Raw genomic sequence first — 22,151 nt, forward strand, 5'->3', positions numbered from 1 at the left:
CACCAAGCGCACCTTGAACTTAGCGCAACCGCGAGTTGCAAGGCTTATGTTTGGGACTGCTGAAGGTTTGGTTGACGTTTTTCTTGTTCCTTCAGCCGTCCCGACGAATTCTGGGCAGGAATCGGTTGGAAGCATCTACCTCGAAAAGATGGTGACCCTTTGATAGGAACCTGTTTGTTTTGCTCCAAGCAGCCAATTAATAGCTGAACCCCTACCACCTATTTTGAACCTGCTAAGCCGCGAGCGCCAGACACTCGCTATTTTGTATCCAATCCGAGCAGTAAGTTTCGCACAAGCGTCCGTATTGGATACAAGGGCGCTTGGCGCTCGCCTGTGAGCCGAGCGAGCTTTTGGCTTGATAGTAGGCAAAATGGCGCTCGTGGCTGCGCGTTCGACGCTCGCTTCTTACCCTGATTCGGGTTGCTGTTATTTTCAAGGGTAAAGGGCGATTAGCGCCAGTGAACCCGATGGCACTGCCGGAGCCGAGACTCGCGCAAAGGTGCGAGAGTCGCCAAAAGGTACAGATTAGCTGCCGAAACAACTGGATTAGTGGGCGATTTAGAGCGTGTATATGACTAGCGAAATCACTACGTGAAGGGAAGCTAGATGCACGCCACAATAGCCTCACAGCCGACTCAAGCGAGGCAGATGGATTACTGCTTGGCAGACTTCTTTCTGACGAATCTTGCCCTAGAAGGCACGCTCATGTGGGGAAACGTCCGCGATGCGCAAGACCTACTCATCGCCGATCTTGGCCTCACGCGCACAGCGCCGAGAGCGCCGTTACCACTCGGCGGTAAACAATCATTTGGCGTGCAACTATCGGGGCTGATTGAGTGCGAATCTTGCGGCTGTAAATATGGGCACATAACCTGGCATGCCCGCACCCCGAATCGCGTGGACGTTTGGGAATGCGCCACAAACCACCTAAAGCGCGGCACCTGCGCCGCCCCGCACATCACTCCCAAAACCAAGACGACTACCACCAGCGCTTCGCCCAGCTCGAAACCCGCCAGCGCGAAACCATTACCGCCTACGAAGCAACCACGGCGGAGATTGAACGGCGCACAGGCATCAAAGCCACACTCAACCACTACCGGCGCACCCTCACCACACTAGAAAGTGTAGGCGACTTTAACCCCGCCACCTTCCACGCCCTGTGCCAACGCATCGAGATAGCACCAAGTGGCAAAGCGACCGTGATCTGGAAAGACGGAACCAGCACACAAGCGCAATAGCCAGAAAGCTCCCCAAATAGAAAGCCAGCACCGATCATTTCAGGCTAAGTGTCATTTGGGTATTAACTCAGAAAAGCGACTAAGATTTATATTTCTTAATCGCCTTGTATCTTCAGTATTTAATTTTATTCAGCTCGACAAACTGGGAGTTGTATGTAGCAATTTATTTAAAGCAATTCGACATCAATATTTTCAGCATCAAAAATTTCCTTTACTTTATCAAAATCGCTGCTCATTATTGTTGCTTTTCTAAGATTTGGAAATTGACTTAATTCTGAAATAGTCACATTATTTAAATCAAAACAGTCATCTTCTCCATCCCACTGTGGAATTATATTCATATATACTTCATTTCCACCATCCATGTAGATTTGTTCCACATACTGTGCAAATTTCTTTGGAATAGAAATTTCTCTAAAGAAATTAAGGGCTGGTTCTATTACAGTATAACTGTCTGTATCTATCTCTTTCTCTTTGTATTCATCAGCAAAATCATAAATATCAAAACAAGGCTCTAATAAATTCAACTCGTACATCAACACTTCAACTATAGCCAGTTTGAAATTCAAATTATCAAAGTACAATATTTCTTCTGTATTATTATCACTATCTTCTCTTAAGAACTTTTCTTTTTTGACATCTTTTACTTTATCTAATTCAAATTCTTTTTCCCTTCCAAACAGTCCGAATAAACCCATTCTTCTCTTCCTCCAATCATTATATTTAAGAGCAATTTATTATTCAGTTAGACAAACTGGGATTTAAAGTTCTCTGATTATCCACTCAGCCTCTTGATTTTCTCTTGTTGCACAATATCCACAAGGCATTTCTGCCAAAGTTCCTATCGAATTATCTAACTCAAATACAGACTGTAAAGAAACTAGTTTAGCGTCCTCTGCTTCGTGCCTTTTTCCGCATAAGAATTGCCACATACCATCATCTTCATCATGTGATACAAATAAAATTGGTTCATCTCTATTTATTACATGACTACATAAAATAGCTACTGTATTTGGCTCATCATAAAAAGGAAACATCATAAAAAAAGAAATTTCTGCTCTACAATTTTAGCATTTTCAATTCATTTTCTTTTCCGAAAAAACCGTCTATTATTTCATCTGCAAGATAATATTTATTTTTAAAATATGTTACGATAGCTAGCTGAAAATCATTAAATACGTCATCATCTCTACAGAATGTTTCTGTGCTCACGTCTAAAATAAGACTATGCAATTCATTATAATCGTACAAAAATTTTTCTGATAATTCTTTTTTTGAAACCTTTTCTTCATTTGGGAAGTTTCCGCTTGCTTTAATTTCAAATGGATACACTTTGCTACTTTTTTTCGTTTTACGAGATTCAACTAATATACAAGTTGAGCCATATGTTACAACAATCCCCGGTGTTGTGTCTCTAAATTGTGCAAATGAAATATGATCCAGCTCATCTTTTTCCATAGCATTTTTTATAACTAATTCTTTTCTATAAGGATTATGGATATTCCAACTAAATTTGTTTTTATAATCTGTATATTCACTTATAATATGTAATATATCAGCTAAAGAATATTGCATCGGCAAATACATCGATAACCTAGCTTTATTATGCTTATCACATAAGCAAAAAGTTGTATATTTTGTTAATATACTTTTCATCTTATTCTCGCTTTTATTTTCTAATTTCTCTACACCGCTTTAATCTTCTCGTTTATCAATTTAATAAATACTTCAAAAACAGAGAATAATACTATTCAATTACTAGTTCTACGAAGTCTCCATCTTCCTTGTTATATACATGTTTGTTTACAATCCCAAGTAGCTTCTGTATAGACTCGATATACGGACTGGAAAATTCCAAATAGCAGATATCGTCGCTAACATCATTCAAATCTTCATAAAAATCTTGAACTACCACACCAAATTTGTCTAAAATATCTTCCAATGGATATTGAGAAATATTCTTTGGACTATCCCCTTCACCCAATTCAGGTTCTTGAATAAATTTTAATGACGCAACAAAGCAATCCTCTTTCATAAAAGCGTCGTATGTTTTATAAATGTGCTCTGCCACTTTTTCATAATCACTTCCATCATATTTTTCACATACAAACACATCTATGTTTTTCACTTCATCCTCTCTTTCCAATTCTTCAGTTTTTAACTTTGGTAGAAGCTTCAAAACCTTTAATCTAACTGAACTGTTTGCCTCTGCCATTATTATGACACGAGATTCAGTACACCAGAGCAATAGCGGCAAAGGCCAGAAATCAAAAGCCAGCACCGACCGTTTCGGTTGCTGGCTTTCTATTTCCCCAGCTCAACACAACAATTTCGCGTAACCCCTATTTTGGAGCAAACAAGCAATTTTTGGAGCAAAATGACAAAACAAAACCTGCTGGCGCGAAATTGTATCAACACCAGCAGGCAGTTAGTGGAGATGCGGGGAATCGAACCCCGGTCCGATACGGAATGTCTGAGACTTCTCCGGGTGCAGTTTGCTAGACGCTTTTTTCGGCTCCAGCGCTCACGCAAACCAGTCGCTGGCGAACCTAGTTAGCTAAGTTTATGTTTCCTACCGCTAACCTGCAGAAAACACAGTGGCTTCCTTAAAGACGACGCCAGGAATCTCGCGCGAAAGCTACGCGAGGCTGACGGATTTCTTTAAATGCGCTCGTGCTTAGGCAGCGAGGGCGAAATCGTTATGATGCTTATTAGCAACTATTTTTTGCAGAGAATCGTTAAAGAGCTGACTCTGCTTCCTCTACCCGCTTCTCTCCGGCAATCAATACCGTCGAAACCGATCATCCCCATATTTAGTTATAAATCACCAAAGTGCCTTACAGTATAGCAAAATATTTACCGCTTATTCTGCCCAAGCCGTAATATTCCACACCCATATCCCATCTACTCCTACTATCCCGTTCTCGTCTATCCCGTCCCACCTACCCAAATCCCACCTAGTCCGTTCCCACCTATGTAGCTCCCACACTTCTCCTAACTATGTTTTTACATAATTGGCATATATGAATGCCTCCGCTCCCCTATACTCAGCAAATATGCAAATCCGGCATGTATCGATATCCATTCCCATTTACATTTTTCATGAATCGTAATACTCTCGCTTACTAACTGACTCTGCACACCTAGGAAAGGGTACTTACTTGTCATTTTTGGGAAGAGCTGGACGCTACGTCTTTAGAAAAAGAATCAAGACGCTAATTATTTTGGGTATTTTAACAGCTATGATGACGGTACTCCTCGCTACAGGAGCCGTAACCGAATCCGCCAATCGAGTGGGAGCAGAAGTATCTGCCCGCACCGGTGCTGGTTTTGTACTGCAAAATAATCCCCAAGTTAATCCCGGCACTCCCCGCGGCGCTGGCACCGTAAAAGGCGCAGATATTAAGAAAATAGCGCAGCTAGCTGGAGTAAAAAACTATGTCGCGCGGCAAAACGTGACGGCGGATCTAGTAAATGCGCAAGTACAAAAACTTCCCCAGCAAGAATACGATGCGAAAAAAGAAGCCCAGTTTGGTAATGCCGCAAATGTGTGGGGTGTAAATGGCACCGAACTGGATAATAACTTCCGCAGCGGCGCCCTAAAATTAATTGCTGGGCGGCATCTACAAGAAAACGACCAGCATAAATCAATAATTCACGCTGATTTAGCGAAGGCGAATGGGCTCTCTCTCGGCAGCAAGATTACCTTAAAAGCTAATCCATACGACGTAGATAATCAGAAGCACTCTACCGCACAAGTGGAGACGGAAATAGTTGGCCTAGTTTCTGGAAACAATACTCGCCCAGCGGCACAGCGGAGCGAACTTTTTGCAAATACTATCTTCACCGACCTCGATACTACCCGCACGCTCTACGGTATGGATGCGGCGACGGAGATCTATCAAGATGCTAATTTCTTTGTAGATAAAGCAGACCAGCTGGAAGAAGTGGCGAAATCGGCCACTAAGCTCAATATCGATTGGCGCAACTACCAGCTAGCCCGCAGCACCCAATATTTAGCTGGTATCACCGGAGCGGTAGACGGAGTGCGGAGCGTCATGCACGGGGCCCGCATAGCTACTTTCCTACTTGCGACAATTATTCTCACGCTGGTGCTCTTCCTCTGGATGAATGAGCGGAAAAAAGAGACCGGCGTATTACTCTCTATTGGCACCAAGAAAATCAGTATGGTGGCACAATATTTTACTGAGCTAATTATGATTTCTCTGCCTGCATTCCTTATTTCCTATTTCGGAGCAAATGCAATTGCCCAGAAAATTGGCAACTCCGTGCTCAACTCGGTAAATGCCTCGGCGCAGCAAAGTTTCTCTAAAGGGCAGCAGGCGGGTGCCGATATGGAATCTTCGATGGCTACCCGCACTCTAGACAGCCTTTCCGTGCACATCACGCAGCAGGATTTAATTAGCGTCGGACTACTCGCTCTAGTGGTAATTGCTCTTTGTGTATTGATTTCTGCTGCTCCGATGCTAAGAAAATCTCCGCGAGCTCTCTTGGTGGATATTAAATGAAAGGCATATCTTTGCCGCGGCGAGCTGGGTATGCCCTTAGCCGCCGGCCGGCGCGCAGTCTTATTATTTTCCTGATTATGGTGGTAATTTTTACCGCTTTAGTAGCTCAAGCTGGCGTGCGCACCACTATGAGCACCATGCGCGAAGCAATTGATGCTAATTTAGGGGCTGGCTTTACCGCTACCTCCCCTGCCGGCGCACTCACCGCGGAAAATGCAGAAAAATTGACGCAAATTCCCGGAGTGAAAGAGCACGTATATGAAGGAGAGACGCTGGGGCGCCCCCAGAATGCACATCCGGTAGAAAATACCGGAAGTGTACAACTAGATCCAGAATTTGCCGGAGATATTGCTATCACCGGCACCACTAACTCTGAGCTTTATCCAGAGTTTACGGGGCGTATCTATCGCCTTACAGCGGGGAGCGCAGTAACGGAAGAAAAAGCGGGTGCCCTTATTCATCAGGAATTTGCCACTCAAAATAATTTACAAATCGGAAGCGAACTCATCCTGCAACAAGGTGAAAAAATCGTGCGCATTCCGGTGCAAGGAATTTTTAGCGGAAAAGCAGAAAATCCCACTGGCCTGCCGGCGGGAGCTTCTGAAAATAAAGTATTTCTTGATTTTGCCTCTTACCGGCAACTAAGCGGCATAGATACCTATACTTTGGCTCGCTATTTCACCGCAGATGCCTCCACTTTACCCGCTACCTTGGAAAAGGCGCGGCAGGAGCTGCCAGATTTACAGCTAGAAGATAACTCTGCCCAATTCTCAGGCATTTTAGAATCTATTTCGGGCGTGGAAAAAATGCTTAGCTATCTTCTCATAGGTTTTTGCCTAGCCAGTGCAGCTATCCTCGGGCTAGTCCTGATTTTCTGGGCGCGCGGGAGAATTCGCGAAATAGGAATTCTGCTGGCTCTCGGTAAATCAAAGCTGAATATCTTAGCGCAATTCATTATTGAGATTGCACTGCTCGGAGCGCTATCCGCCCTCCTTGCTCTCTTAATCGGCCAGTTCCTCAGTAATTCACTCAGCACGGCTTTATTGGCAAGATCCGGCGATGCTACTCTCGCCGCTCTCTCTGCTGAATCTGGCGGTATTCTCTCTACCCTAGCCGCCTTGGCGGGGGGATATTCAATAATATTTATTTCCCTCAGCGCCGCCCTCTTCCCTATTTTCCGTAAAACCCCAAAATCTATTCTTTCGCAAATGAGCTAGGAGCAATAAATGACTATTTTACAACTCGACCACATCAGCTATTCTTATCCCGGATCCAATACGAAAGTACTGGCCGATCTATGCATGGATTTTGAGCTTGGTAAGTTCTACGCCATAGTCGGAGCTTCGGGAGCCGGTAAATCAACCTTACTGAGCCTACTCGCCGGTTTAGATTCTCCTACCAAAGGAGCGGTAAAGTTCCAAGGAAAAGATATTGCCGAAACTGGATATTCACAGCATCGGCGGGAGCAAATTTCGCTCGTATTCCAAAACTACAATCTAATCGATTACTTAACCCCGCTCGAGAACCTGCGTCTAGTAGATAAAAAAGCTAGCTGGGAAAATCTGGCAGAATTAGGACTGAGCAAAGAGGAAGCTCGCCGTAATGTACTACAGCTCTCTGGCGGTCAGCAACAGCGCGTAGCTATCGGAAGAGCTCTAGTATCTCCGGCCCCGATTATTCTGGCTGATGAACCTACCGGAAATCTAGACGAAACTACGGCCGCAGAAGTGATTGAGATTTTGCGCAATGCGGCGCGCAATGGAAAATGCGTAATCGTGGTAACGCACTCGAAGCAACTGGCGGCAGCTGCTGATATTACCTTGCAGCTAAAAGGACGCCGCTTAATAGAAAAATAAGAGGAACTAACGCCGGCTGCGTAGCGTCACTAGCGCCGCATACGGGAAAGCAGCTAGATAGAACGCCCACCAATGCAAGCGCAGGAAACGCTTTATGCGACTTTCCGGAGTGAAGGGAAAACTTAAAAGTTGCGTATCCAGCCGCCGGAACAGTGCTTGATGAATTTGCTTGGCGACGCGCTTTTTTCTCGGCACTTGCACCCAGAGCATGAGTAACTCTCGGCAATTGTAGAGATTGAGCATATTCACTCCGCAAATTCCGTAAGTGATTTCGCTTTGCCCTGCCCACCGGCAACAATCATTTTCCCAAGCTACTAAATCTGCTAGATACTTTCTTTCCGCTCCCGGTATTTGCGCTAAATACTCTTTGAGAATAGCTAGTGCAGCTCTTCCGGAATTGTAAATACGCGCCCGCAAAAAATGCGGTCTGATAAGTGGGAGCGGAATACTATTACCAGTGACGCTTTTCCCAATCTGATCTATATTATTTCCGTTGAGCAGAGCTCGCGCTCCGAAAGCTTGCTTATAGGTATAAGCCAAATGCAAGGCATATTCACTACAATCGCGGCCAATTAGTGCACGATATTTTTCCTGCTCTGCTGGCGGCATTTGTAAATCTGCTACTACCTGATGTTCTCTTCCGTAAGCAGCACAAAGACGCTGCGCTATTTGCAAATCAGGAGTTTGCTCCGAAAAGCCGGGATGCTTGAAAGTGTAGTAAGGAATATCTCCGCCCATTTTCTGCGCAAAAGCAAAATTCATCCTGCTGTCGTATCCGGCAGTGAGCGGGCAAGTAAGTTGATAATACTTAGCATATTCCCGATATATATTTGCTATTAGACGCTCGGAGATAGCCGCAATATCCTCTATATCAGCAACTGGCTTCACTGCCGGTAAGGATAAACGCCGCGCCCGATAGGTGCTTAAATCTAAAGCATGATTCGGAAGCAGTATCCGCACTTTTTTATAGCTCGAGCGGTCTGCCGGCAAAGGCTGACCAAGTGGAGCGTTTTTCGTAATCTCTATATCGAGCTCTTGCTCCGCAGCAATTTTTCCCTCATTAAGCTTACCGCCGGTAATTTTTCCGTAATACGCCGCTAAATTTTCACTAACTGCTACAGCAGGCACAGCAGAACTATGCGTATAGTAAATTCCGAGAGCGCAAGTAGCATCTCCCCATATAAAACTACCTGCGGGGCATTGCAAATAAATAAGGAATTTTCCTGCACATCTATTTGCTGCCGTCCAAGCTTGGCTCAATCCGCCTTGCTCGCTACTTTTCATTAAAAAATCTGGTATTTGCTCGCGCGTTAATTCTCCATGCGCATCTACACATAACCCCAACACGACCACACGGTGCGTTTTAGAGTCATTTTCTGCCCACTTTACTTCCGTCGCCTCGGTGTAGTTAAGCACCAGATTTTCGGCTAAAGGTAGATGCTGAGCAAATTCTACTTCCGCCTTCTCGGTAACTGCATAGCTAAATACAGCATTTTTTAGAATATTATGCATGAATATCTCTCGCGCCAATCTACTGCACTAAGCAGCGTCAATTTCGGTATCCTTTTCGGAACCGCGCTACAGCTCGCGCAGCTTCCCGCTCATCTTGCTTACGCCGCAAAGTTTCTCGTTTATCCCAATCCTGCTTCCCGTGTGCTAAGGCAATTTCTACCTTCACTATTCCCCGTATAAAGTACAGCTCCAAAGGCACTGCGGTGGTACCTTTCGCTTTTACTTTCTGAGCTAGCTCACGTATTTCACTCTTATGTAGAAGTAATTTCCGCTTTTGGGTCGGATTGTGATTAGTCCAAGACCCCGAAGCATATACTGGAATATTGGCCCCCACCAGCCAAGCTTCTCCACGCCGATCAAAATCTATCCATGCTTCATTAATAGATGCTCTTCCGGCGCGCAAAGATTTTACTTCCGTACCGGAAAGAGCTAAACCCGCTTCGAAAGTTTTATCAATGAAATAATCGTGCAAGGCTTTTTTATTGCGCGCAATCGCTTTTTTAGCTGCCGCGTTCGCCTTTGCTTGTGCAGAATTCACAGCTACCTACTCGTATGAATTATTACTACTGGAAAGAGGGTAAGCTCATCGGATTAATAGGAGTCCCATTCTGCCATACCTCATAATGTACGTGGCATCCGGTGACGCGCCCGGTAGCACCCGTCCGCCCGATCACAGTACCCTGCGCCACGCGTTGCCCAGGAGATACGCTAATTGCCGATAGATGCAGATGTACCGTCACCCAAGAAGAACCGTTCACTGTACCATGATTAATCATTACTTGGGCTCCACCGCTCCCGCCTAGATGCGCCGGAACCGTTTCTACTACGGTACCAGCCGCTCCAGCTGTTTGAAGCTGGCCGCATGGAGAACCTAAATCAACTCCATAGTGGAAAGTGCGATAGCCAGTAACTGGATGAACTCTCCCTCCAAAAGGAGAAGTCATATAGAAAGGTTTAGGAATAGGTGGCATTAACCAATAGGCTCCCCCGCCCGCAGCCGGCTGCCAATTATTACCACCTGCCCGATTGGCGGCATCAATCTGCGCAATTTGCGCAGCTAAATTATTCCGCTCCGTCTTTACTTGCGCTAAAGAGGCCTCATAATCGCCTTTACGTGCCTGCAATTGCGCATTCTGCGCATTAATTTGCTTCTCTAAATCAGCCAGCTTGGTACGCTCGGCCTGCGCAGCCTGCTGTGCAGATTCTTTTTCCGCTAAGACCGCATCCGCTTCCGCTTTCAAATCAGCGATTGTTTTTTCTACCGCTTTCTGGCGAGCTGCGCCATTGCGGGCAGCCGCTCCAGTCTGTTGCCCAGAAGTGAAGGCTGCGGACTGCGTACGCGCAATCGTTTCATTAGCTAAGAAAGCAGCAAGAAAATCTTCTGCCGAAGAAGATCCCACAATTAAATCCAGAGTAGAGGGGCCAGTATCGCCGCGGTAAGCAGCACGCGCTAAAGCTCCTAAAGATTCCCGTGATTCCCCGGCTAAATCATCCGCCTGCTGCTGCTGAGCAGTGATATCAGCGAGCTCTTTCTGTGCCGCCTCCAGCAGAGCTGCTTTTTCTTCCACCTTCCGCTCCGCTGCAGAAACTGCTCTCTCTGCCTGCGCCAACTTTGCTTCAGCTGCCGGTACTTGGCTCCGCGTGTTTTCCAATTCGACTATTATTTTTTGCAGCTCCGTATCCACTCCCTCGAGCTGTGCCTGTAAAGAGGAAATCTGCCGATCTTTACTCTCCTGCTGGCTGACTAAATCATCGCGATCAGCAGCAAAGCCACCCAGCGGGGTCAGCATCACAATTCCGGCTACTGCTGTAAGTAGACCAACTATTGCACAAGATACTTTCCGCATAATCTTCCTCCCTTTCTATACCTGTGTATAGCGGCGCAAAGCCACAAAAGAAGTCACTGAAGCAATAAGCACTGCCGAAATAAGTAAAACCGGAGCTACAAGCAGCACATCATGCATATTCACAATCTTTACCCAGGTGGCGCCGAACCAATCTTGGATAAAGAACTCCACTACCGCCCCGAGACTGAGCGCAGCCAAAAGAGCTCCCGTAAAGGCGGCAATCACGCCTTCCAGCACGAAAGGCAATTGAATCATCGTATTGGAAGCTCCTACATAGCGCATAATCTCAGTTTCGTGCCGGCGGAACATAGCCGAAAGCCGAATTGTAGAAGGAATGAGGAGCAAAGCCGTCAAAATCATAATCAAAGCTAAACCGCCAGATACCAGCGTAAAACGATTCAAAATATTGAAAAGCGGCTCCAGCTGTTTCCGCTGGTCTACTACTACTTCTACTCCGTCTCGCCCTTCGAGCGCATCAGCTACGATTTGGTATTCTGCAGGGTTTACGAGTTTCACCCGGAAAGAAGCCTGCATCTGATCTTCCGTCATAGCTTCTGCCCAGGAAGAATCCGCCATAATTTTCTTAAAAGAAGCTAAAGCGTCTGCTTTCGATTCAAAATATACTTTTTCGATATAGGGTTTCAGCTCACCAGTACCTAGATACTCTTCAATCGCTTTTATTTGCTCATCTGTGGCTTCTCCCGCTGCACACTGCGGTTTAGCCGAATCAGTGGGGCACATAAAAGCCGATACTTCTACCTTGTCGTACCAGTCGTCTTTTAAGTCGTTAATTTGAATTTGAAAGAGAACGGCTGCCCCCACAAAAAGCATCGACACGAAGGTCACGAGAAGAACCGAAAACGCCATCGCGATATTGCCGCGCAGGCCTTTGAAAGTTTGCGAAATAGCGAAACGTAATCTCATCGGTGCCCACCTCCGTACACTCCGCCTTCTTGGTCGCGCACAACTCGCCCATCTACTAGTTCCACTACTCGTTTGCGGAGCTGATCTACGATAGCGCGGTCGTGAGTGGCCATCACCACGGTAGTACCTTGGCGGTTGATCCGATCCAGAAGTCGCATGATATCAGAGGCAGTTTCAAAATCGAGATTACCAGTAGGCTCGTCTGCTAATAGTAACTCGGGGCGATTTACCATCGCTCGCGCAATTGCCACCCGCTGCATTTCTCCACCGGAGAGCTCGTGCATACGCCGTCTTTCTTTTCCAGCTAAGCCCACCATTTCCAGCACCAAGGGCACTTGCTTGCGAATCGCATGCCGCCTTTTCCCTATTACCTGCATGGCAAGAGCTACATTTTCGTAGACGTTTTTATCCGGAAGTAGGCGAAAATCCTGAAATACATACCCAATTTGCCGGCGCAAATAAGGCACGCGCCGCTGGGAAACGGTAGCTAAATCTCGCCCTAATACATATACTTTTCCGGCAGTCGGGCGCAGCTCAGCAGAAATAAGCGAAAGCATTGTAGATTTTCCGGAACCGGAAGCTCCAACTAAAAATACGAAATCGCCGCGCTCTATATTCAGATTTACTCTATCTAGAGCCGGCTGTGCGCCTTTAATATAGAGCTTGGTAGTGTTTTCAAAAGTTATCATCTGCCAGCTTTACCCTCTATAGTTTTGCCTAACCTCTAGCTAGACTAATTTGCTGCGCCACCGAAGTAAGCTAGGCACGCCGATATCTGCTTAAAATCACCCTTATCCGGCAGTTTCAGAGCCGAATTAACTTTTAAGAATTTGCAGCAGAATTAGCTTCCGCGCGCGCCTCTGCTTGCCGCCACCGAATACCGGCGTCGATAAAAGCGTCTATATCGCCGTCGAAAACTGCATCCGTATTCCCTACCTCGCAGTTGGTGCGTAGATCTTTTACCATTTGGTACGGATGTAACACATAGGAGCGCATCTGATCACCCCAGGAGGCTTTCACATCTCCTGCGAGTTCTTTCTTTTTTGCTTGTTCCTCTTCGTGGCGTAGCTGTAACAACCGCGATTGCAGTACCCGCAGAGCGGCCGCTCGATTTTGAATCTGCGATTTTTCATCTTGCATAGATACCACGATTCCGGTGGGTAAATGGGTCATCCGCACTGCCGAATCAGTAGTATTTACGCTCTGCCCACCCGGGCCGGAAGAGCGAAAAACGTCGATTTTCAAATCACTTTCTGGAATCTCGATGTGGTCAGTAGATTCAATAAGCGGAATTACTTCTACCGCCGCAAAAGAAGTCTGCCGGCGTGATTGATTATCGAAAGGAGATATACGCACCAGGCGGTGGGTGCCCGCCTCTACCGAAAGCCGGCCGTAAGCATAAGGAGCTGATACTTCAAAAGTGGTGGATTTAATTCCCGCTTCTTCCGCATAAGAAGTATCTAAAACTTTCGTGGGGTAATTATGCCGCTCTGCCCAGCGCAAATACATGCGTTGCAGCATTTGTGCAAAATCAGCCGCATCTATACCGCCCACGCCGGAGCGAATAGTCACTACCGCATTGCGCTCGTCATATTCTCCCGAAAGTAAAGTCTGAATTTCCAAGCTAGCTAAATCTTCGCTAATTAGCGGTAGTTGTTTATCTGCATCGCGATATAGCTCAGCGGCAGTTTCTGGATCACTCCCCAGCTCTTCTTCTGCCATTTCCACTAGAGTTTCTAGGTCGTCGAGACGCCGTTCCATTTCTTTTAGTTCATCTACACGCCCCTGCATATGGGAAATAGTGGCGGTAGCTTTCTGCGCTTTTTCGGTATCTTCCCAGAAATCAGGAGCTGCCGAAGCCGCAGTGAGCCGCGAAATCTCTGCTTGTAGATGCGGTATATCCGTGACGGCTGCTATTTGCGCAAAAGAATGACGCAGCTGGCGAATTTCATTTTTATAATCGGTGACCACGTTTCCAAAGTCTACGGTATTATCGGTATTTATTTATATTCGGAAAGCAATCGGTGTGTATTTTCCTTTTTTCGAAAAAGATAGCTACCGTAGAAATGTGAATATTACTCCTTTACATCTGGCTGCTTTGGCGGTGGCTGCGCGAGACGAAATTGAAGTAGTGGGCACCCGCCCGCCCATTTCGCGCACTGACGATTTCCTCTACACCGGCGTACTGGATAGTAAAGGAAGAAAATGGACTGTGAAATATCCGCGGCATAGCCAAGCTGGGACTATTCTCGAAGCGGAAGCTGGGATTGCGCCCGCTTTACTGGCCGAACTGCAAAGCGGAAAACTTCCTTTTGACGTACTACGCCCGGCGGGCTTCACGGCTGTAAAGCATGGGCGAGCAATGGTGTACCGCTCCCCGGTAGGAAGAGCAAAAGATTTTTCCGATTTTACGCTCGACGATGCTCAAGAACTAGGCAGAGCCTTGGCAGCGATTCACAATCTAAATCCAGAAGTGATAAATAAAGCCGGCATGCCCTCCTATACTGCCGACGCTTGGCGAAAGCGCCTCCTTGCCGCTTTACACGATGCCTCTACCAGTGCCACTATCCCAGGATTGCTTTTACGCCGCTGGGAACGGGCTTTAGAAGATACTGCGCTGTGGAATTTTTCTCCGTGTGTGAGTCACGGAGATGTAGCAGAAGAAAATATTCTTTGGTCAGAAGGGCAAATTTCTTGTTTCTTAGGGTTCGGAGAAGCAAATTTGAGTGACGGAGCCCGGGACTTTGCCAATTTATCGGCAGCTTTACCTGAGGATGTATTCGATGCAGCCTTTGCTTCGTATCAGAATGCTCGCGAAGAGGAAGTAGATGAAAATTTCCTCACCCGCGGCCTCTTGATGAGTGAATTAGCTATTCCCCGCTGGTTGATGCACGGGGTGCGCTCGCATGATGAAAAAATCATTACCGAGGCGCAGAAGATGCTCGATGATTTATTAGAGGCGGTGGCGGCTGACCCTGAACTAAATTCAGAGCCGAGCTGGGAAGTAGCTCCCCTTAACGCAGAAATAGAAACGGTAATTTCCACCTCTACTGCAGTGACTGCATTAAGTGCCGCCAGCGCTCCGAGCGCTATTAGTGCTCCGAATACTAGCAGCGCCGATACCCCCGATAGCGCGGCAAGTGATGACAGCGCCGAGAGTATCAATACTCCTCATAGCGCCGAGAGTGCCGAATAAATAGAGTGGCCGTACCGAAAAGCAATCTGCCACTGTAATCTGCCCGCTGTGATCTGCTCAGATAAGCGTTAAGACAAGGCAAATTATACTTGTGAGCTCTAGCGAAATTATTGGAAAAGGGTAGCTTGGGCAGCGCGCAAATTCTTATCCATATTTGCAATTATTTCTTCTCTACTCATAACTCTTCCCCGCAGAAGCCGCCGCTGCGGATCGTTTTCCCCTAGATAGTAGAAACAAACTTCTATATCTTCTAAATCTATATCTCGCGCGTGTGCCCATGCTAAACGATAAATAGCCAGCTGGTATTCACGACTGGGTAAATCTGCTGCACCGGGGCGCTTCCCCGTCTTCCAATCCACGATAGTAAAAGGCCGATGTCCCGGTATTTCCGAAGTATCAAATACAGCATCTATTACACACCGTACAGGCGTATCGTTTAAGGTAATTTCTACTGGTTGCTCAATAGCTACCGGCTGGCAGGTGGCAAAAGGAGAATCTAAAAAGCGCTGATACAGCTTTTTCTCATCTGCCGCCGTAATTTCACTAGCCGCATCTAGCGGCATTTCACCCGGCTCAGCTACGGCATCAATATCAAGCACTGCCGGGGTAGAAAAATACTCAGCGATAGCGGCATGCACAGCTGTACCACGCCGCGCTGCCCGAAGTGGACGCGTAGGGCACGGCCGGAGCTGCTGTAAAAGAAATTCTTGCGCATTGCCGCTGATAGCTACTAAAGAAGAAGCTGTGAGATAAGGCCCTAGTTCTAATTCTTCGGTATCCTGCTCCGCTGCTTCTTTTTCTGCCACGAGTAGCTCCGCCTCTGCTCGGAGTTGCGCCAGCAGCTCCTGCGCAGCAGCATCCGTCATTTCAGTCTCTGATTCAGCAGCCGTCTCTAAACTTCGTTGTACATCTGCTGGCCAATAGCGGAGATCATCTCCTGATTTCAATAACTTCTCAACCGGCCATTCGGGAAATACAGATTTAGGCGTACTAGCAGTAGAATCTCCTGCTACAGATGCGTCTACGGCAACCGACTGGGATTCCCACCACTGGGGAAATCTTTTTTTACACCAACTGAGATAACTTTCCATATCGAAGAGATGCTCTTCAGTGCGGAATACACCCTCGTTCTCCGTATCGCATTCTATAAGATTATTTTCTGCTGTTATTTCATCTTCTGCATCAAAAAGCTCTACCAAAAACGGCGAGTAAATTTCTTTCGAATCTGTAAGCAGCGGATTACCATTCCACTCAGTAGCTTCTTTTATATGTTTTAAACAAGATTCAGCTATCTGCAAAGCTTTTTCATTATCTTTGTAAATATAAGTAGCGAGAATTAACAGTTTTTTGGGGCGAGTAAAAGCCACATAGGCAAGCCGCCGCTCTTCATCTGCCGCATACTTAGGCACCAACCGATTTTTATAATGAAAATACATCCAGCACAGCACTCCTGCGCGATAATACTCTGGATCAATTTCATTTTCGAAAGCTATCTGCGGAATTTCTGCTCCAGCTACTTGGAAATTAGGAATATATTTTTTATCTAGACGCAGCGATACGGGAAGAGATTGAGAATCTGTATTCCAGATAGTACCGCTCGCTTTTCCAAATTCTCTTTGCATCATCTCTGGAATAGCTACGATATCCCATTCCAAGCCTTTTGCAGAATGCATAGTAAGTACCTGCACCACTCCCTGGCTCGGAGTTATATCTGTATATAGTTCAGTAGGCGCAGCATCTACACCATAGGTAATATTATCGCCACTTTCTTTTTCTGCAGCTAGTTCTAGCCAATCCAGAAAATCTCGCAAAGCAGTGCGCTCCTGCGCAGCGGCATACTCTTCTCCCATATTTATAAATATCTGCAGGGCCGTGCGCATTTGTGCACTTCCCTGCCCGCGGCTAGCTGCATAGATAGGTAAATCTAAGAGATCTTCTGCCAGCCGGATCAATTCCGGCAGCGGCAATTGTAAATTTTGCCGAATTTTCCGCACTAGCTTTGCTATATGGCAAAAACGCTCCTGCCCAACTGCAGATATATTTTCCCAACCAATTAACAAATGCGGCTTAAGCACATAATCTAAATATTCGACCCGGGTATTAGCATTTTCTTTTCGAGGCCCATCTTCCTTACTGCCGCTATTATCTGCTATTTCAAGATGGGAAAAAGCATAGAGATCTTTTGCACCTAGATGAAAGAAATTTTCTAAATAAAGCAGGTCATCATTGCGAGTGGTATCGATGGCAATACGCAGTAGTGACCGCACTACTTTTATCTCTGGGAAAGTAATTATTGCCTCTCCAGAGAGCACTTCTACTTCTAGGTTTTCCGCCCTAAGGGCTTCCACCACATCTGGTATATATCTATTTTTTCGTAGCAATACTGCGGCAGTGAGAGACTTTCCGGAGAATTTTCCTTCTTCACTTACCCCAGCAGCTTGAAAATATTTTGCAATATTCTGTGCAATAGCTCGATAAGAATCTTGCCGAAGTATTCTGTGTGTATAAAGCACTTTCCCAGTGGCAGCTCCCGGAGCTGCATTGAGTTGCGGCAATTTTTTATGAAGCTTCTCCATCGCAGGAGTAGTTATCCTGGCCGGCTTACTTAACCAAGGGCGCTCTTGTAAATTAAAATTTTTTACTTTTTCATATATTTTCGTAATATCCGGCTCTTTAGAAAAACCTTTGGTAATGCGATTAGCAGCCGCGAGGATATTTTTTCCATTCCGGAAAGCAGTGGATAAAGAAAGAACATTTTCTTCTGCTACCGAAAAAGCTTCAATAAAATCACTAAGTGCATTGGCACTTGCACCTCGCCAGCCATATATTGCCTGGTTTGGGTCCCCCACCGCACAGAGAGAATAGCTTCCGCGAAAAGCTGCCGCTAAAAATTGGGCTTCATTAATAGAAGTATCTTGATACTCATCAAGAATTATTAATTTGTATTTTTTCCGTAGTTCTTCCCCAATCTCCGGTACTTCCCGCAATACTCGCCCAGCTATAGCTACTTGGTCAGCGTATTCAATTAAAGAATGCTCTTTTTTATACTGAAAATACTTCTCCACTATTTGTAAGAAAGCAGCTCGATTACGGAGTTTTTCTATCGCTTTATTTAAGTCTGTACGCGCTGTGCTAGCTTCGGTACCTCGAAAAGGATCTTTTCGAAAACTCTGCCCACTCAATAAATCCTCTGTAGCTGCCGCCTCTTCCAGAAAAGCGCTCCGCACTTCCGAAGTTTGTAATTGATTACCAATAATTTTTTCTGTCAGGGCTAAAGCAGCACCGCTCACAGTACTAGCTGGTATTCTCCGCAGTTCATCAATATCTTCCGCAACAGAAAAATTGCGTACTATATCCTGCATAATCAGCCACCGCTCTGCATCGGTAATAAGCCGGGCGCGCGCATTTTCTCCAATCAACATGGCATAAGAAGTGGCCAAATCAGAAGCAAAAGCGTTATAGGTACTCACGGTCGGGCGCTGCAACTGTGCATGTATCTTCGCCGCTTGCTCATTTGCTTCCAAAGAGTGGAAAGAATTATCTATGCGGAACTTTTTATTCACCGTCTGTAAACTGTGGCTCGCCCGCGCCGCTAATTCTCCTGCAGCTTTGCGGGTAAAAGTCAGCCCTAGTACTTCCTGGGGAGCTACTTCTCCACTCGCCACTTTCCAAGCAATACGCTGCGTCATAGTGGCAGTTTTACCGGAACCTGCACCCGCTACTACTAAAATTGCCGGGGCGCTAGAACAAATTACTGCTTCTTGCTCTGGAGTAGGAGGAAATTTTAAAGTACTGACGAAATCAGTAAAACTTAGTGAGCTCATGAAAATATTCTCTCCCCTTCTTGCGCAGGGCACAGTGCCTTAAACTGGCAACTCCGGCAATTATCAGAACTGGGAACTGCCAAAAAATTTGGCCCTTTCTCTAGCTGTGCTGCTTCATGTAGAAGTTGGTAAGTATCTCTAATTGCTGCTTCCTCGCTTGGCTCCTGCTCTCGGGGCGGTATGGTCCTCGCGTCGGTATTTATATAAAGTAGAGCAGCTCCCACAGAATGTAAATTCTCTTTTTCTTTACCTGGGGGCAGCTTTACTGATCCGTTGTTCACCAACCATTGGTAAATACGCAACTGCGGATGACCCGGTATCTCATCTTTTGCAGGAGCATTCTTCCCCGTCTTTAAATCGACCACCCGCACTTGAGTTGGATCTTGTGAATCATATTCTAGACGGTCTATTTTGGAATTAACTTCTATCTCTTTATCACGATACTGAGCCCGTAATTCCGGATAAACTTCCTGTAAATTATCCGGCAAATTCTGCAAATAATCGCAATACTTTTCCAACATTTCTTCCGCTCTTTCCCGTAGATAGAGCGTAGAAGCCAAAGATTGATCTAAGTTCAATTCTGCCCACCGAGCTGCTAATTCATCTAAAAGTACTTGCAGAGTTTGCGTATAATCTCCTTCTAAACGCGGATGATTCTCGGCAATAGAATGAATTAATATCCCCATATCCCGGCTCAAAGTATCACTAGCGCGCGCTCCATCAATACTCGAGAAGAAAGAACGCAATGGACACTTCATCGTCATTTCCGTACGCGAAGGAGAAATTCGCCATTTATCTTCGCCTAAAGGCTCCTGCGTACTGATAGGCAGCTCTGCTACAGACTCCGGTATTCTAAGTAGCCCTGATTTTTGCAAATCTTCCGCAATAGCTTCCACTCCCGCAGCTAAGCTCGCATTTTTACTCTTTCGGTATCGATATATACTTCCCAGTAAACTTTCTTTATCTAGCGGCAAAGCCGATTCTTCCTGATGATGTAAAACAAAATCCGCACTAGTAAGCCAATCTATAAAGCGCGAAGGACTTTCTTCTTCATTGTCTAAACACCCTATAAACAGGGATTTTTCCGCCCGACTCGCTGCTTGCAGCAACATTCGCAATTCATCGTCAATTACATCTGCATAAGTCTGCTGCGGATCTAAATCTGCCCCCGCTATATGCGCAGCCAGAGTGACGGTACAGAGCTCTGGCACTTTCGTAAGCGGATTTCGAAGACGTGTATCCGGCCAGGTCCCCTCGTCTACTCCATACAACATCACATGCTCCCAAGATCTCCCACTGCTAGCAGAAGGAGTAATCAGAGTAACCTCATCTCCTCCTTGACCCGTGCGAGCAATGCTATCTTCCGGCACATCTTGCGTGATTAAATACTCTAGTAGCGTATACAGATTAGAATTTTCCGGATCCCGCTCATATAGGCGCTGTGCTACCCGGAAAAGCTGAATCATCACATCTAAATCCATATTTGCAACTTCAGCTGCTATCCCCGATGAGAGAGCAATTTTCTGCCAAGTTTCCGCTAACCCTATCGCCTCCCAGATTTGCCACAGAGCATCCTCTGGATTTGCATTGGCTGCCGCTTGGGTAGCAATTACCAATTGCGCTGCCTGTGCAAATTCCGGAACTTTCGCCAATATCGGATCTTGCGGATTCCTAGCCAACAAACCAATTAACTCATCGCTACTACGGCTTCCGCCCTGTGCTATTTCCCAACCCCGCAATTCCTCAATTGCTAAGCGCATACGCCCCGGATTAATAGTTAAAAACTTTCCCGCCAATAATTCTTGTACTAGCTGCGGAGTAATTTTTTCCCGCAACTCTAAATCGTCCAGTTTCGAAAGTGCAATCTGGCACAGAACAAGCAGGGATTCTACCACTGCATAATCTTTCAAAGGCTGGGTAGCTGGCAAAACCGCCACCGGAACCCCTAAGCGCACTAAAGATTGCCGTAAACGCACTAGATTATTTTGCGATCTGGTAATCACTGCCATTTGCCCATAAGGCGCCCCTTCACACAGATGCAACCTACGGAAATGCTGAGCAATATAATTAATTTCTTCAATTTCATTAGGAAAACTGCGAAATTCTACTGCATCATCCAGCTTTGCAACCTCCGCAGCTAATTTATATTTACGCTGTTTACCGCCGCCCGCAGTATGAATTCCAGAAGAAATTTTTGCAAGCAACCGCTGCAACTCTTCTCCACCCCGATAGCCGAACTCTAAATAAAAACGCTGCGCTTCTAAGCCACCGGATTTTTTGGGGCGGGTAAGTAAATCAGAAAATCGAGCTACTCCGCCTCGAAAGCCTTGCACACCTTGATCGGGATTTCCGAATGCTACTATTGCGGAACCATCCGCTTGCAACTGCTTTAGAAGTGTAAGCAATGACAGTGAAGCATTTTGTAAATCATCTATAAGTACCCAATCCCAGCGGGGTTTTTTCATATCTAAAGCTTTTAATTCTGCTGCCGCGAAAGCCGCCGTCCAATGCCTAAGTATTCCTGCGGCACTGCTCACTAGCCGCGCATGATCTATCCGATCTGGATTAGCTGATTTTATTCCAGCCGCCGCCGCTAAAGATTTTTCATAAGCAGCCATTATTTCACTACCAATACCCCAAATTGGGTTGTGGTACTTCTCCCCTAATTGCGCCAAATCTGCCGGAGTTAGATTTAATTCCGCTGCGCGCATTAATAAATCACGAAATTCAGAACGAAAATCCGGTAATCCTTGTGCGTCAGCATTAAATTTTTCTAAACCAGGAAAAGAAAAAATCGCCTCCGCATTCTCTGCTCCGCCCGCCAAGGTAAAAATTTCTTTTAATATTAGATCCTGCTCTGCTCCCGAAAGTAGCTGCGGTTCTTCTCGCCCTACTGCCTGAGCAAAAGTAGAAAGAATAGTGAAAGCAAAAGCGGCAACCGATTGCACCGAAATGTTATCTGGAAGCCCACCGAGAGTGCGCGATAAAGAATTACGCAGATCACCAGCTGCTTTTCTATCTGCATTTAGCACGGCAATTCGCGCCCCCGGATATTTACGCGCAATTTGCTCTACACAAGCTGCCAACAGGGTACTCTTGCCGCTACCAGGCGCGCCTAGTACAGATAAAGCACAAGCGGGGAGGCATGCCTCTAATACCGCTTGTTGCGATGAATCTAATTGCACCAATTTTTCCTCTATCCGCTCGGCGTTGAATTTCTACTTT

The 22,151-nt window shown here is 46.1% G+C and carries 18 protein-coding genes, 1 other RNA gene and 1 pseudogene; 6 read left to right on the plus strand and 14 right to left on the minus strand.

Annotated features, from left to right (window positions below):
• Positions 1-705: 705 nt before the first annotated feature.
• Together BQ7117_RS07985 and BQ7117_RS07865 are read left to right on the plus strand one after the other, a co-directional pair.
• Positions 706-903, plus strand: a pseudogene (locus BQ7117_RS07985) (hypothetical protein); the annotation flags it as partial.
• 2 nt (positions 904-905) lie between these two features.
• Entirely contained in the window at positions 906-1,238 is a 333-nt protein-coding gene (locus tag BQ7117_RS07865) for a hypothetical protein (RefSeq protein ID WP_237563064.1), read from the plus strand.
• A gap of 167 nt (positions 1,239-1,405) precedes the next feature.
• On the opposite strand, the gene BQ7117_RS05675 is transcribed toward BQ7117_RS07865, so the two are convergent.
• The 6 genes from BQ7117_RS05675 to BQ7117_RS07925 form a co-directional block, all read right to left on the minus strand.
• Positions 1,406-1,936, minus strand: coding sequence for a DUF6892 domain-containing protein (locus BQ7117_RS05675; RefSeq protein ID WP_073996586.1), 531 nt, complete (start codon positions 1,934-1,936; stop codon positions 1,406-1,408).
• 63 nt (positions 1,937-1,999) lie between these two features.
• A complete protein-coding gene (locus BQ7117_RS05680; RefSeq protein WP_073996587.1) occupies positions 2,000-2,278 on the minus strand; it encodes a hypothetical protein in 279 nt (92 codons plus the stop codon).
• 19 nt (positions 2,279-2,297) lie between these two features.
• Positions 2,298-2,894 (minus strand): hypothetical protein, encoded by a 597-nt coding sequence (locus BQ7117_RS05685; RefSeq protein WP_143273983.1) that lies wholly within the window; start codon positions 2,892-2,894, stop codon positions 2,298-2,300.
• Between the two features lie 91 nt (positions 2,895-2,985).
• The gene (locus tag BQ7117_RS05690; protein WP_202613024.1) at positions 2,986-3,519 is read right to left on the minus strand and encodes a hypothetical protein; all 534 of its coding nucleotides are present in this window, start codon (positions 3,517-3,519) and stop codon (positions 2,986-2,988) included.
• A 148-nt stretch (positions 3,520-3,667) separates the two neighbouring features.
• Positions 3,668-4,047: a transfer-messenger RNA gene (gene ssrA / locus BQ7117_RS05695) on the minus strand.
• A 54-nt stretch (positions 4,048-4,101) separates the two neighbouring features.
• On the minus strand, positions 4,102-4,227 hold the full coding sequence (locus BQ7117_RS07925) for a hypothetical protein (RefSeq protein WP_272914096.1): 126 nt from the start codon (positions 4,225-4,227) through the stop codon (positions 4,102-4,104).
• A 235-nt stretch (positions 4,228-4,462) separates the two neighbouring features.
• Between BQ7117_RS07925 and BQ7117_RS05700 the strand changes: the two genes are divergently transcribed.
• The 3 genes from BQ7117_RS05700 to BQ7117_RS05710 are packed head-to-tail and all read left to right on the plus strand — an operon-like array spanning position 4,463 to position 7,623.
• On the plus strand, positions 4,463-5,767 hold the full coding sequence (locus BQ7117_RS05700; protein ID WP_237563065.1) for an ABC transporter permease: 1,305 nt from the start codon (positions 4,463-4,465) through the stop codon (positions 5,765-5,767).
• Positions 5,764-6,984: an ABC transporter permease gene (locus BQ7117_RS05705; protein WP_084789941.1), complete on the plus strand. Its 1,221-nt coding sequence runs from the start codon at positions 5,764-5,766 to the stop codon at positions 6,982-6,984. The genes BQ7117_RS05700 and BQ7117_RS05705 overlap by 4 nt, the downstream gene beginning before the upstream one ends.
• A 9-nt stretch (positions 6,985-6,993) precedes the next feature.
• The gene (locus tag BQ7117_RS05710) at positions 6,994-7,623 is read left to right on the plus strand and encodes an ABC transporter ATP-binding protein (RefSeq protein WP_073996590.1); all 630 of its coding nucleotides are present in this window, start codon (positions 6,994-6,996) and stop codon (positions 7,621-7,623) included.
• Positions 7,624-7,629: 6 nt separating this feature from the next.
• Here the strand turns inward: BQ7117_RS05710 and BQ7117_RS05715 are convergent, their stop codons facing one another.
• The 6 genes from BQ7117_RS05715 to prfB all read right to left on the minus strand — a co-directional run bounded on the left by BQ7117_RS05715 (position 7,630) and on the right by prfB (position 13,877).
• Positions 7,630-9,135: a hypothetical protein gene (locus tag BQ7117_RS05715; RefSeq protein WP_073996591.1), complete on the minus strand. Its 1,506-nt coding sequence runs from the start codon at positions 9,133-9,135 to the stop codon at positions 7,630-7,632.
• A 37-nt stretch (positions 9,136-9,172) separates the two neighbouring features.
• Positions 9,173-9,673: an SsrA-binding protein SmpB gene (gene smpB, locus BQ7117_RS05720; protein WP_073996592.1), complete on the minus strand. Its 501-nt coding sequence runs from the start codon at positions 9,671-9,673 to the stop codon at positions 9,173-9,175.
• A gap of 25 nt (positions 9,674-9,698) precedes the next feature.
• The gene (locus BQ7117_RS05725) at positions 9,699-10,982 is read right to left on the minus strand and encodes a murein hydrolase activator EnvC family protein (protein WP_073996593.1); all 1,284 of its coding nucleotides are present in this window, start codon (positions 10,980-10,982) and stop codon (positions 9,699-9,701) included.
• 15 nt (positions 10,983-10,997) lie between these two features.
• Positions 10,998-11,906, minus strand: coding sequence for a permease-like cell division protein FtsX (gene ftsX, locus BQ7117_RS05730; RefSeq protein WP_073996594.1), 909 nt, complete (start codon positions 11,904-11,906; stop codon positions 10,998-11,000).
• Complete coding sequence (gene ftsE, locus BQ7117_RS05735) at positions 11,903-12,595, minus strand: cell division ATP-binding protein FtsE (protein ID WP_073996595.1); 693 nt, start codon at positions 12,593-12,595, stop codon at positions 11,903-11,905. The genes ftsX and ftsE overlap by 4 nt, the downstream gene beginning before the upstream one ends.
• 133 nt (positions 12,596-12,728) lie before the next feature.
• Positions 12,729-13,877, minus strand: coding sequence for a peptide chain release factor 2 (prfB, locus tag BQ7117_RS05740; protein ID WP_073996596.1), 1,149 nt, complete (start codon positions 13,875-13,877; stop codon positions 12,729-12,731).
• Between the two features lie 97 nt (positions 13,878-13,974).
• Between prfB and BQ7117_RS05745 the strand changes: the two genes are divergently transcribed.
• Positions 13,975-15,102, plus strand: coding sequence for a phosphotransferase (locus BQ7117_RS05745; protein WP_073997016.1), 1,128 nt, complete (start codon positions 13,975-13,977; stop codon positions 15,100-15,102).
• Positions 15,103-15,209: 107 nt separating this feature from the next.
• Here the strand turns inward: BQ7117_RS05745 and BQ7117_RS05750 are convergent, their stop codons facing one another.
• On the minus strand, positions 15,210-18,926 hold the full coding sequence (locus BQ7117_RS05750) for an ATP-dependent DNA helicase (RefSeq protein ID WP_073996597.1): 3,717 nt from the start codon (positions 18,924-18,926) through the stop codon (positions 15,210-15,212).
• Positions 18,923-22,111 (minus strand): ATP-dependent DNA helicase, encoded by a 3,189-nt coding sequence (locus BQ7117_RS05755; RefSeq protein ID WP_073996598.1) that lies wholly within the window; start codon positions 22,109-22,111, stop codon positions 18,923-18,925. Before BQ7117_RS05755 ends, BQ7117_RS05750 begins: the two co-directional genes overlap by 4 nt.
• Between the last annotated feature and the right edge of the window lie 40 nt (positions 22,112-22,151).

The organism is Arcanobacterium urinimassiliense (genome assembly GCF_900119495.1).
Taxonomy (GTDB): domain Bacteria; phylum Actinomycetota; class Actinomycetes; order Actinomycetales; family Actinomycetaceae; genus Arcanobacterium_A; species Arcanobacterium_A urinimassiliense.